Below are 12,538 nucleotides of genomic sequence, written 5' to 3'. Positions count from 1 at the left end.
GGAGCCCTACAGCCCGCCGGGCTCCTGCTTCCCCCGGCCCACCGCTCCGCGCCCGGACAGCACCTCGCCGTACGCCTGCATCAGGTCCGGCAGCCGCAGCGTGGACAGGTCCTGCCGGCTCGGCGTCCCGCTGTACGCGGAGAGCCGCAGATCACGGTAGGCGCAGCTCTTCTCGTACAGCGTGCGCAGGAAGCGGCCGTTGCCCAGCTCGTCGATCCAGCCCTGGTCCACCACATGGCCGCTGATGGAGCGCAGTTCGTCGATCGCCTCCTCGTCCCACACGTCGTCGTTCTCGGCGGCCAGCACCGTCCCGATCGCGGTGAGTTCGAGCGGGCGGTAGCTGGGGAAGTCGACCCGGCTGGTGAACCGGGAGGAGAGCCCCGGGTTGGTGGCCAGGAGCCGGTCCATGCCCTCCGGGTAGCCCGCGAGGATGACGACGAGGTGGTCCCGGTTGTCCTCGGCCCGTTTCAGGAGGACCTGGAGGGCTTCGTCGCCGTACGCGTCGCCCTTGCTGTAACCGGAGTTGGCCAGGCTGTACGCCTCGTCGACGAAGAGCACCCCGCCGAGTGCCGAGTCGATCAGCTCATTGGCCTTCACCGCCGTCTGGCCCAGGAACTCGCCGACCAGATCGGCGCGTTGGGCCTCGATCAGGTGGTCGCCGCCGAGCAGCCCCAGGGCGTAGAAGACCCGGCCCAGGATGCGCGCCACCGTCGTCTTGCCGGTGCCCGAGGGACCGGAGAAGACGAAGTGGCGCTTGGGCGGCTGGACCGGGAGTCCCTGTTCCGCCCGCAGCCGGGCCATGTTCAGCTGCGCGGAGAGCGCCTTCACCTGCCGCTTGACGGGCTCCAGGCCGACCATGCGCTCCAGCTGGGCCAGCGCCTCGGCCAGCAGGACGGGATCGCTCGGTCCGGCCGGGAACGGCGGCGGCCTTCGGGTCCTCGTGCGGCGTACGCCCCCGACCGGAGCGGTCGGGGAGGGGGCCGGGTCGTCGTCGAGCAGCCCGGCGTCGCCGATCGGCCAGGACTCGCGGCCCTCCACCAGGTCGGTGGAGAGCGACGCGTCACCCTCCTGCTGCGCCTCGGCCCCCGCGCCGCCCGAGCCGAAGCCGGTCAGCAGCACGGCGGCCAGGTCTGCCGACTCGTCGTACCCGTCGCCCTCGACGAGTGCCGCGAGGCGGGCCGAGGTGTCCATGAACGCGGGGTCGACCCGGTGCACCGCCCGGTAGAGCGGCAGCGCCGCCGCGCTGCGCCCGGTCCCCTCGTGGGCCCGGGCGAGCCAGTAGCGGAGCTCCTTGCGCTGCGGCTGCTCGCTGCGACAGCGCATCAGGGCGGCCGAGAGCAGCGGTTCGGCCTGCCCGTACATCTCCAGCCGCACCCGGGCCATCCCGCCGAACAGCCCCGCCTCGATGCCGAGCATCGGATCGTCGACGAGCTGTTCGGTGTAACGGACCAGTTGCTCCCAGTCCTTGACCAGATATGAGCGGCAGGCGTGCAGGAAACGCACCTGGGGGTCCGTGTCCACCGGCGGCAGCCCCGCCAACGCCCGGTCCAGCTCCGGCACATGGCGTCCGTCCAGCCAGTGCGAGGCGTGGGCGAGAAGCAGATCGCGCGGGCTCTCCAGCAACGGCTGCACCCACCAGCCCAGCCAGTACCAGGAGTTGAGCGGACGGCGGTGGCGGGCCCGCTGCTCACCGAAGCGGTCGCGGTGCCGGTGCATGCGTAAGAGCGCGGTCGCGGTGTCGATGCGCAGCGCGTGGAGGCCGAGCCAGCCGTCCGCCATGCCGGGATCGATCCGTACCGCAGCTCTGAACTCCTCCTCGGCCTGCGGGTAGGCGCCCATCGTGTAGGCGTCCATGCCGCGCAGCCAGGCGAGGTCGGCGGGGGCGTGTGCGCCCGGTGTGCCGATGTCCATCAGGTCCCCCACGCCAACCGTTCCCCCAGGATGTCCCGCCCGCACAGCATGCCCACCTGAGCGTGTTGAATCACTGCGCGGAGGAAGGGAATTGACCGCACCGAGGTGCATCGTACCTGCGCAGGGGGGCGGGAGCCGGTCAACGGCGGATCATGCGGGCGGTGACCGAGGGTGAGCGAATCGCTCTGCGTGGTCTCCCGGCGGGGGTGCGCGCGCAGGACGAAGCCCCCGGTCACGGGGGAACAACCGGGGGCTTCGCGTCTGCGGGGGCTCCGAAAAGCCGCACAATGAGAACGTAAGACCAGTACGGCCCCCCGGTCAAGCGGAGTTGAGGCACTTCCGGGCCGATTTCCGACTGCTCAGTACGGGTGAGCGCCGCGCCTACCCTCGGTGACGAAACGGTTCGCTCGCGCTGTCGCGGCCGGCCCCTCCTGCCACGCGTACCCCTGCGGCAACTGAGCTACCAGCGCGTCCGCGTACGGGCGCGACGGGTCCTCGGCGAAGTGCCGCTCCTCGGCGGCGGTCCAGCCGTCCCAGAACTCCGTGAGCCCGGCCCCGTCCCGCGCCCTGCCGCGCTCCCAGGAGGCGGTCCGCCCCAGCTCCATCCAGCACAGCGCCGCCAGCCACGGCCGCACCTCCCGGCGTCCCGCGCCGACGCCCTCGACCAGCACCACCGGAGCCGGCTCCAGGGGCCGCGCCGGGCCGAAGCGCCGCCTGGTCCAGTCGTACGGCGCGTACCTCGCCTCCTCGCCGCGCGAGAGGGGCAGGAGCACCTGCTCCCGCAGCCGCCCGACCCAGCCGAACAACTCCTCGTGGCTGGCCAGATCGTCCAGATGGAGCACCGGCGCACCACCGAGCGCCGCCGCCAGCCGGGCGGCGAACGTGCTCTTGCCGGACCCGGCGTGCCCGTCCACCGCGACGAGCCGGACCGGCCCGCAGGAGGCGGGGAGCGAGCGCAGGCAGTCGGCGTGGCGGGCCAGGTCGTTCATGGCCCCAGGGTACGGGGCGGCCGCCCGCCACCCCGGGCCACCGCAGGTCACGCCAGTGGTACAGACCCATATTGGTGGCGTGGCGCAGGTCGAATCACTGGCCGGACCGCGCCGGGAGACGGGATAGTTGACGCACCGATCGGCATCCGCAGCCCCACCCATGACCGGGGGTCTCGCCCATGACCAGTCCGACCTCACGCAGGACCGTCCTGACCGCCGCGCTGGCGGCAGCGGCAGGCGCGGGTGCCGCGGCACCCGCCGGGCCCGCGGCGGCCGCACCCGTATCGACGCCTGCCACCCGCCCCTTCGCACCCCAGGCAGCCGCACCCTTGGTGGACAACCGTTTCTGGCACACGTACACCGACTGGCGCTGGGGCTCCGGCGACGGCACCCGCGTCCTTCCCGGCACCCGCCCCGGCCTGGCCATCGCCACCCCCGCGGGCCGGACCGACTACACCGACCCCCACACGGGGAGGACGGCCGCCTGGGAGTACGCCACCTGGGCCTCGCCGCTCCACCGCTGCGCCGTCCCCGCCACCGAACTGATCACCTCCTGGAACGCCCGTACGCCGGCCGGCACCTGGATCGCGATCGAGCTGCGCGCGACCTACCCGGACGGCACCACCACCCCCTGGTTCGTGATGGGCCGCTGGGCCTCGGGCGACGGCGACATCCGGCGCACCTCGGTGGACGACCAGGGGGACCCGCGCAGCACCGTCTGGACCGACACGCTCGCGGTGGACGACGCGGCGAGCGGCGCACGGTTCGCCGCCTACCGCCTGCGCCTCACCCTGTACCGCACCCCGGGCACCCGGCTCACCCCCACCGTGTGGCGCGTCGGCGCGATGGCCTCCGACATCCCCGACCGTTTCACGGTCCCGGCCAGCACCCCGGCCCACGCCCGCGAACTGCGGGTCCCGCGCTACTCGCAGAACGTCCACATCGGCCAGTACCCCGAGTACGACAACGGCGGCGAGGCCTGGTGCAGCCCCACCTCCTCGCAGATGATCGTCGAGTACTGGGGCCGCAGGCCCACGGCCGAGGACCTCGCCTGGGTCCGGCCGGGCCTGCCCGACCCCCAGGTCTGCCACGCCGCCCGCTACACGTACGACCACCAGTACGGCGGCTGCGGCAACTGGCCCTTCAACGCCGCCTACGCCGCGACCTACCGGGACCTGAACGCGGTCGTCACCCGCCTCGGCTCCCTCACCGACCTGGAGCGGCTGGTCCGCGCCGGAATCCCCGTCATCACCTCGCAGTCCTTCCTGGAGGAGGAGCTGACCGGGGCGGGTTACGGGACGGCGGGCCATCTGATGACGGTGATCGGCTTCACCCCCGAGGGCGACGTGATCGCCAACGACCCCGCGTCCCCGGACAACGAGGCCGTACGCCGCGTCTACCGGCGCCGCGAGTGGGAGAACATCTGGCTCCGCACGAAGCGGTACGACGCGAACGGCCGGGTCAGGAGCGGTACGGGCGGGGTCTGTTACGTGTACTGGCCCTCGGGACCGACACCCGGTCAGCGCCGTGTCCTTCGCTCGCTCGACCTGCTCTGACCCGGGCGGCCGGACCGCCCGGACGGGGCGGAGCACCTGCCTCGTCGGCGCTCCGCCCCCCGCCCGGCGTCAGGCGGTACGCCGTCGCCGGACCGCCCCCACCACCGCGTCGACCACCAGGAACCCGGCCACGGTCACCCCCAGGACCGGCAGCGCCCAGCCCAGGGCGATGACCGCCGGGATGCCCAGGACCAGAACCGGCAGCGGCAGCCGCCGCCAGGCGCCGCGCTCCGGGGCCCGGCCGGCGAGCGCCCGGCGGTCGTCGCGGGTGGGGCGGCGCTGCCACCACATGCGGTAGCCCCAGACGATCACCGCCGTCAGGCCGAGAGCGAGAAGCGCCAGCACGATCTGGTTGACGACCCCGAACAGCACGCCCATGTGCCCCTGCACGCCCAGCTTGCTGAGCTTGGACAGGGCCGGGTGGTCGGCCCAGCGGGTGCGCGAGGTGATCTCGCCGCCCGCGGTGTCCACGGCGACCCGGTCGTAGTGGACCGGCCAGACGTTGTCGTTCTGCGCCACCACCCATGCGCTCGCCGCGTCCGCCGCGGGCGTGACCACCACCGTGCCGCCGAGCCCGGCGCCCCGGGCGGCCGCGAGGGCCGTGTCGAAGCCGGCCGGGTCGGCGTCGGCCGTCGCTTCGTCGGAACCGCCGTGGCCCGCGTGCTCCGCGTGGTCCTCGGCGGGGGCCGCGGCACCCGGGAGCGCGGTGTCGAGGGCCGGGGCGTTGCCCTTCGCCGCGTCCAGCAGCCGGCCGAACCGCTCACCCGCGTGAGTCGACCAGGTGAGGCCGGTGGCGCTCAGGAAGAGCAGCCCCAGCGCGAGCCACACACCGGTGGCCGCGTGCCAGCTGCGCGTCCGGCGCACCCCGCGGGCCCCGCGCTCCGGAAGCAGTACGCCCCGGGCCGACTTCGCACGCCGCCCCCGGCTGCGCCCGAGCCACAGGAGGAGGCCGCCGGCGACGGCCACCCACAGCCAGCTCGCCGCGACCTCGGAGTACAGCCGGCCCGTCTCACCGAGGTTGAGGTTGCGGTGGAGGTCGTCGAGCCAGGTGGTGAGCGGCGTCGACCCGAACCAGGTCGTCAGCTCACCCCGTACCTCGGCGGTGTACGGGTCGACGAAGACCGTGCGCTGTTTCTCCCCCAGCTCCGGCACCGCGAGCACCACCCGGGTGGTGTCCTCGGGACCCGGCGGGGTGATCACCGACGCCGTGGTGCCCTCGGGGTACGCCGCCCGCGCTGCGGCTATCTGCTCGGCCAGCGGACGGGGCTCGTCGCCGACCCGCTCCACCCGCAACCGGTCGCCGTACAGGAGCTGGTCGAACTGGGGCGTGAAGGTGTAGGCCAGCCCGGTCAGCGCGGCCACCAGCAGGAAGGGGGCGACGAGCACACCGGCGTAGAAGTGCAGCCGGACCAAGAGGTGCCGTACCGCCTCCCAGGAACGGGCCGGCCGCGGCTGTCCGGGGACGGGTTTCGTGAGGTCGTCCGGTCTGTCGGAGTCCGGCTCGCCCGGCGCCGCTCCGGTGGGATCATGGTCGTTCTGCGGTATCTCTTCGGTCACGTGAGACATGGGTGCTCCTCTGAGGGCAGGCCGCAAGGAGACTTGGTGGGCCTGCCGATGGGGGCCGGGTCCTGCCCGGGGTGGTGGGGAAGCGGGGGCGTTCCGGACCCGACGGCTCCCGCGCGCACGCCTCACGGCGCCGGATCACATCCGGCGCTCGCGGCTGGGTGCGGGGCCGTCAGGCCACAGCCACCGAGGGCGGCCCACGGCGGTGGCAGGACCGGGCGAGGAGCGCCCCGAACCGGATCCGCGCGACCGCCGGCGGCACCGGGCGCACCCGGGGAAGGCAGGGCAGCGAGGGAGGGGGCCGGAGCGCGGGGCGGGGAAGGACCAGGGCCGCGAGGCGTCGCAGCACCCGCTCCCCGTGGATCACGCAGAGGGCCGTTCCGAGCGTGGCCGCCGCATGGGCCAGGATCATCGCGGCGTCCAGCCGGTGGCCGTCGGACGGCCCGGCCATCTGGTGCCCGTGTCCGGTCGCCGTCGCGGAGTGCTCGGCTCCGCCGGGCGCCGAGAGGAAGTGGAAGGCGTCGTGCAGGGCGAACTGGGTGCCGCCCAGCACCAGCGTCACGACGTCGAAGCGCCGCCGGCCGCCGAAGAGGAGCGCCCCCTGGAGGCTGAGCGCCAGGAACAGCAGGACGAGCACCCCCGCGCCGGGCAGCCGCCCGCCCGCCGCGACATGGCTCACGGCACCGGGAAGCAGGCATGCGGAACCGCAGAGCAGGCCCCTGGCCACTCGCGTCGGCCGGCCGCCCCGTGCACACATGGGGACAAGGTAGCCACCGCCGCCACGTGCTCCGCCCCGGGGGCGTCCGTCGCGGTCTCTCCTCATGGGGCAGTAGTCGGCCAGGTGGCCGAAATGGTTCCCGTACGTTTTCGGAAACGCGGGCTCGTCCCCGTACGGCTGTGGCGTCACCCACATCAGGCCCCCCGCCATGGCCGCCCTTCCGGAGGCTTCCGGCCCGCTACGGGTACGGGACGAGGGGCTGCCACCGGATGTCGGCGAGCCGCAGCCGTGACCGGGATCTCGTTTCGCGCGCCGCGGAGTTCCGGCACTGTGGTCGGGTCACGGGGGGCCTCGACCGAGCACGACGAACAGCGAGACGCCATGACCGCGACCACCGCCGCACACCACGCCCACCATGCCCGCCGCACCCGCACCGGAGGTCCGGACGACGACGGTCCCAGGCTGCTGGAGCACCTCGCGGGCTGGGCCCTCGTGGTCGTGCTCGCCATGTTCGTCACCCAGGCGGGGCTGATGTGACCCGCGCCCAGGGACCACGGAAGGGGGCGGGGCGCCCGCGCGGCACCCGCCCCGGTACTCCGCGAATCCCGTGACGGGCCGGCCCGGTCGCATCGACCGGGTCCTCCGCCATCCCCTCTGACCAGCCCGTCACCCCGTGACGTCAGGCATCCGATCGGGCATACTCAACCCGCCACAGCCGCTGACCGCGCTCGCCCGAGACCCGGGAGGGCAGGATCGGCTGGGCAGTCTGTCCTTCCCGGCCCCGTTCCGGGAGATCACCCGGCGGCGCCTCTCACACCCCGAGCGCGCGACCGTCGCAACGCCCGACAGGGAGGAGAGCGCCGTCATGTCCGACCGTGCCCCGCAGCCGGTGGAACGCCGTCTGCCCACCGAGGAGTCCCGGCAGCTCGTCGCGCTCGTCCGTGACATCGTGTCCAAGGAGATCGCTCCCCGGGCGGCCGAGGAGGAGGACGCGGGCCACTTCCCGCGCGAGGTCTTCACCCTCCTCTCCGCATCCGGCCTCCTCGGCCTTCCCTACGGTTCCGCCCACGGCGGCGGCGACCAGCCCTACGAGGTCTACCTCCAGGTGCTGGAGGAGCTGGCCGCGGCCCGGCTCACCGTCGGCCTCGGCGTCAGCGTCCACTCCCTGGCCTGCCACGCGCTCGCCGGATACGGCACCGACGAGCAGCGGTCCGAACACCTCCCGGCGATGCTCTCCGGCGGCCTGCTGGGCGCCTACTGCCTCTCCGAGCCGGCCTCCGGCTCCGATGCCGCCTCGCTGCGGACCAAGGCCGTACGCGACGGCGATGAGTGGGTCCTCACCGGGACCAAGGCGTGGATCACCCACGGCGGCATCGCTGACTTCTACACCGTCCTCGCCCGCACCGGCGCCGACGGCGCCCGCGGCATCACGGCCTTCCTCGTCCCCGGCGACGCCGAAGGCCTGAACGCGGCACTCCCCGAGAAGAAGATGGGGATGAAGGGCTCACCCACGGCCCAGCTCACCTTCGACGGCGTACGGATCGGTGACGAGCGCCGCATCGGCGACGAGGGCCAGGGCTTCGCCATCGCGCTCTCCGCACTCGACTCCGGGCGCCTGGGCATCGCGGCCTGTGCCATCGGGGTCGCCCAGGCGGCCCTGGACGAGGCCGTCCGGTACGCCACCGACCGGCGCCAGTTCGGCCGGCCCATCGCGGACTTCCAGGGGCTGCGCTTCATGCTCGCCGACATGGCCACCCAGATCGAGGCCGGCCGGGCGCTCTACCTGGAGGCGGCGCGGTTGCGGGACGCGGGGGAGCCCTTCTCGCGTCAGGCCGCCATGGCGAAGCTCTTCTGCACGGACGCGGCCATGCGGGTGGCCACCGACGCCGTCCAGGTGCTCGGCGGCTACGGCTACACGCTCGACTTCCCGGTCGAGCGGCTGATGCGCGAGGCCAAGGTGCTGCAGATCGTGGAGGGCACCAACCAGATCCAGCGCATGGTCATCGCGCGCCACCTCGCGGGTCCGGAGACCCGCTGACCCGCAGCGGCCGGTCCGGCCAGACGGGCATCGCCACGATCCGGTTCCACTCCTGGTCCCGGCGTCCCGGCACGGTCCGGCCGCTGTTCTGCCAATGCCGCAGCAGAGCGCTGTAGATGGGCGGATCGACGGGGGAGGCGACGGGCGAGCTCCCCGTGGACCCGGGCAGCGGCTGCGGCTGCGGAACCGATTCTCCGGTCACCGGGGGAGCGAGCCGGCGGCGACCCGAGCCGACCGGTGATTGCAGCGTCGTCATACCGGGTCAACGCGCCGGAGCGGGCCCGGGTCACTGCTGCCCCGATCCGAGTGCCAGTTCGGCGGGTGCCGGTGCGCGGGACCCCTCTGCCCGCACCACGCCGGACGGGCCGTCGTGGTGCGGACAGGAGTCGGGCGGTCCAGGAACGCGAGCGGCCGCTCCGGAACGTACGTACGGCCGGGAGCGGTGGATCAGGCGGCCTCGCGCCGCATCCGGGGCACGCGCAGCGGGCGGGAGCCGGGGCCGCCGGCGTGGGAGAAGGGCTGCATCCGCCAGTCCAGTCCCTGGGGGAGCGTCAGCAGCAGTGCCGCCTCCTGCTCCTGGGGCTCCAGCGTCTCGTCGGCGGGCCGGGCGTCCGCCGCGGCGCGGCCGGTGCCGGAGCAGACGGTGAGCACGAACGGGTTCCACGGGGTGGGGCACCGGGCGTGCTCCGGCAGGACGTCCTCGTCGGCCAGCAGCGCGATCGGCCGGGCGCAGTCCGGGCAGATCACCCGGAACATCTCGAACATGTCGTACACATCGGCGCTGTCGTCCTCGTCGGGATCGACAGGCTCCGGTTCGGTACGTCCGGTGAGCTTCAGGCTCTGCATGGGATCTTCCCCCCTCGGGTGGGCCGGCACAGCGCCACGGCCACGACCACAGCAAGCACTTCCCTCCGCGCGTGGCCGATAACCGCGAGGGGACCCGCCACCGACCCGTAGGTCTGTGGTGTTCGTCACATGCTCCCCGCAGGTGCCGTTCCGTGACCCCGCACGACTGTGCCGCAGGGCACCCGGGGCCATAGGTTGATCCGCATGGAGGAGCTGGACCGTCAGATCGTGGAGTTGCTCGTCAAGGACGGGCGGATGAGCTACACCGACCTGGGCAAGGCCACCGGCCTGTCCACCTCGGCCGTTCATCAGCGCGTCCGCCGCCTGGAGCAGCGCGGGGTGATCCGCGGCTATGCCGCGGTCGTCGACCCCGAGGCCGTCGGGCTGCCCCTCACCGCGTTCATCTCGGTGAAGCCGTTCGACCCCAGCGCGCCCGACGACATCGCGGAGCGGCTGGCCGGGGTGCCGGAGCTGGAGGCCTGTCACAGCGTCGCCGGGGACGAGAACTACATCCTCAAGGTGCGCGTGGCGACCCCGCTGGAGCTGGAGCACCTGCTCACCAGGATCCGCTCGCTGGCCGGCGTCTCGACCCGGACGACGGTCGTCCTGTCCACCCCGTACGAGGCCCGGCCCCCGCGCGTCTGATCCTGGGGCCGGTCGTTCGGATAGGGCCGAACGACCGGCCCCGGGGACCGCAGGCGCTCCTCAGGGGGGTCGCGGGCCGGGCGGGCCCCCGCGGGCGCGAGACTGTTCCCATGACCGACAGCACCGCCCCCCAGAGCGCCCCCGAACACCGCACCCTCCTGCTGCGCGGGGGAGACGTCCACAGTCCGGCCGATCCGTTCGCCACCGCGATGGTCGTGGAGCGCGGGCATGTCGCCTGGGTGGGATCGGAAGGGGCCGCCGACGCCTTCGCCGGCAGCGTCGACGACGTCGTCGACCTGGAGGGCGCCCTGGTCACCCCCGCGTTCACCGACGCCCACGTCCACGCCACCGCGACCGGTCTGGCCCTGACCGGGCTCGACCTCTCGGGCGCTCGTACGCTCGATCACGCCCTCGCTCTCGTCCGTGCGTCGGCAGACCGGCACGCCACCACGGACGTCCTGCTCGGGCACGGCTGGGACGCCGCGCGGTGGCCGGAACAGCGCCACCCCTCGCGCGCCGAGCTCGACGAGGCGGCCGGCGGCCGGGCCCTGTACCTGCCCCGGATCGACGTGCACTCCGCCGTCGTCACGACCGCCCTGCTGGACCTCGTCCCGGGCGTCACCGCGCTGCCCGGGTACCACCCCGACGCACCGCTGACCGGCGACGCCCACCACGCCGTACGGGCCGCCGCCCACAGCGCGCTCACCTCCGCCCAGCGGGGAGCCGCCCAGCGCGCCGCGCTCGACCACGCGGCCTCCCTCGGTATCGGCACCCTCCACGAGTGCGGCGGACCCGAGATCTCCGACGAGGCGGACTTCACGTCGCTCCTGGCGCTCGCCGCCGAGCGGCCGGGGCCCCGGGTCTTCGGCCTCTGGGCCGAGGAGATCGCCGACGGGAAGGGCGCCCGCCGCATCCGGGAGCTCGGCGCGATCGGCGCGGCCGGCGACCTCTTCGTGGACGGCTCCCTCGGCTCGCACACCGCCTGTCTGCACGAGCCGTACGCCGACGCCCCGCGGACCGGCACCGCCCACCTGGACGCCGCCCGGATCGCCGCCCATGTCACCGCCTGCACCGAGGCCGGCCTCCAGGCGGGCTTCCACGCCATCGGCGACGCGGCCGTCACCGCCGTCGTGGAGGGCGTCCGAGCCGCCGCCGAGACGCTGGGCCTCGCCAGGATCCGCGCCGCCCGCCACCGGGTCGAGCACGCCGAGATGCTCACCCCCGAGACCGTCGCCGCCTTCGCGGAGCTGGGCCTCACCGCCTCCGTCCAGCCGGCCTTCGACGCCGCCTGGGGCGGCCCCGAGGGGATGTACGCCCAGCGCCTGGGCGCGGAGCGGGCCGCGACCCTGAACCCGTACGCCGCCCTCCTGCGCGCCGGAGTCCCGCTCGCCTTCGGCTCCGACAGCCCGGTCACCCCGCTCGACCCCTGGGGCACCGTGCGGGCCGCCGCCCACCACCGCACCCCCGAGCACCGCATCTCCGTCCGGGCCGGCTTCACCGCCCACACCCGGGGCGGCTGGCGGGCCATCGGCCGCGACGACGCCGGCCTCCTGGTGCCGGGCGCACCGGCCGACTACGCCGTCTGGCGGACCGCCGAACTCCTGGTCCAGGCCCCCGACGACCGGGTCGCCCGCTGGTCCACCGACCCCCGCTCCGGCACGCCGGGCCTGCCGGATCTGACCCCCGGCGCCGAACTGCCGGTCTGCCTGCGGACGGTGGTCTCCGGACAAACGGTCTACGTGCGACCGAACGAGTGACGTCGGGAGATTCCGTACCGCCGATCGATCGCCGGGGCACGCGTTCACGACCTGCGGATCTGCGGAACTGACCAGGCAATTTGGGCAAAAGCCGCAGGTCGCACGGGTGTTGACAGAACGCGCCCACAGGCCGGTAGGTTCGGCCGGGTCCACCACAGGACGTCCGACCGGTGAAACCTCCACGCAGTCGTCGAACGCCGCTGGGTCATGGGGTGGTGTGCCGCACCGGCTCACCACCACTGACAGCCAGGTTCAGCGCCCGCGCCTCGGGGGCGAGGGAAGGTTCCAGTCGGACGGAGGGTGCGACCCGGGTGGGGCCCGGACGTTCAGTAGACAACGGCTTTCGGTCGACCCGCAGCCAGCGGGCCCCAGGTCGGCCCGAAGGGCGCCGGGCCCCGATCCGCAGTTCCGTCCGTGGTTCTGTCCGCAGTTCCGTCCATCTGCCCGGCCTGTGCCACACGCCCGTAGCACCGCGGAGGACTCCGGCGGCGTCGCGCTGGATATGGTGTCCCCCT

The 12,538-nt window shown here is 73.8% G+C and carries 10 protein-coding genes; 5 read left to right on the top strand and 5 right to left on the bottom strand.

Translation table 11 applies throughout. The features are described from left to right. Window positions 1–6: 6 nt before the first annotated feature. Entirely contained in the window at window positions 7–1,911 is a 1,905-nt protein-coding gene (locus ACIQAK_RS30180; RefSeq protein WP_366392195.1) for an AAA family ATPase, read from the bottom strand. Window positions 1,912–2,270: 359 nt separating this feature from the next. Next, a complete protein-coding gene (locus tag ACIQAK_RS30175) occupies window positions 2,271–2,900 on the bottom strand; it encodes a hypothetical protein (RefSeq protein ID WP_366392163.1) in 630 nt (209 codons plus the stop codon). A 179-nt stretch (window positions 2,901–3,079) separates the two neighbouring features. Here ACIQAK_RS30175 and ACIQAK_RS30170 point away from each other — a divergent pair, with 179 nt between their 5' ends. Next, entirely contained in the window at window positions 3,080–4,456 is a 1,377-nt protein-coding gene (locus ACIQAK_RS30170; RefSeq protein ID WP_366392164.1) for a peptidase C39 family protein, read from the top strand. A 69-nt stretch (window positions 4,457–4,525) separates the two neighbouring features. On the opposite strand, the gene ACIQAK_RS30165 is transcribed toward ACIQAK_RS30170, so the two are convergent. Together ACIQAK_RS30165 and ACIQAK_RS30160 are read right to left on the bottom strand one after the other, a co-directional pair. Then, a complete protein-coding gene (locus ACIQAK_RS30165; protein ID WP_366392165.1) occupies window positions 4,526–6,022 on the bottom strand; it encodes a PepSY domain-containing protein in 1,497 nt (498 codons plus the stop codon). Window positions 6,023–6,191: 169 nt separating this feature from the next. Next, on the bottom strand, window positions 6,192–6,698 hold the full coding sequence (locus tag ACIQAK_RS30160) for a hypothetical protein (protein ID WP_366392166.1): 507 nt from the start codon (window positions 6,696–6,698) through the stop codon (window positions 6,192–6,194). 420 nt (window positions 6,699–7,118) lie between these two features. Here ACIQAK_RS30160 and ACIQAK_RS30155 point away from each other — a divergent pair, with 420 nt between their 5' ends. Continuing rightward, window positions 7,119–7,274, top strand: coding sequence for an SCO1431 family membrane protein (locus ACIQAK_RS30155; RefSeq protein WP_366392167.1), 156 nt, complete (start codon window positions 7,119–7,121; stop codon window positions 7,272–7,274). A 328-nt stretch (window positions 7,275–7,602) separates the two neighbouring features. Beyond that, window positions 7,603–8,775, top strand: a complete 1,173-nt coding sequence (locus ACIQAK_RS30150) for an acyl-CoA dehydrogenase family protein (RefSeq protein WP_366392168.1) — start codon at window positions 7,603–7,605, stop codon at window positions 8,773–8,775. A 447-nt stretch (window positions 8,776–9,222) separates the two neighbouring features. On the opposite strand, the gene ACIQAK_RS30145 is transcribed toward ACIQAK_RS30150, so the two are convergent. Further along, window positions 9,223–9,621 (bottom strand): hypothetical protein, encoded by a 399-nt coding sequence (locus ACIQAK_RS30145; protein ID WP_366392169.1) that lies wholly within the window; start codon window positions 9,619–9,621, stop codon window positions 9,223–9,225. Window positions 9,622–9,825: 204 nt separating this feature from the next. On the opposite strand from ACIQAK_RS30145, the gene ACIQAK_RS30140 reads away from it, so the two are divergent. Next, on the top strand, window positions 9,826–10,266 hold the full coding sequence (locus ACIQAK_RS30140; protein WP_018490165.1) for an Lrp/AsnC family transcriptional regulator: 441 nt from the start codon (window positions 9,826–9,828) through the stop codon (window positions 10,264–10,266). A gap of 110 nt (window positions 10,267–10,376) precedes the next feature. Then, window positions 10,377–12,023, top strand: coding sequence for an amidohydrolase (locus ACIQAK_RS30135; RefSeq protein WP_366392170.1), 1,647 nt, complete (start codon window positions 10,377–10,379; stop codon window positions 12,021–12,023). Window positions 12,024–12,538 lie beyond the last annotated feature (515 nt).

It is taken from the genome of Streptomyces sp. NPDC088706, from assembly GCF_044752765.1.
Taxonomy (GTDB): Bacteria; Actinomycetota; Actinomycetes; order Streptomycetales; family Streptomycetaceae; genus Streptomyces.
The sequence above is the reverse complement of the archived record's forward strand: the minus strand, read 5'-3'. Positions and strand labels throughout refer to the sequence as shown.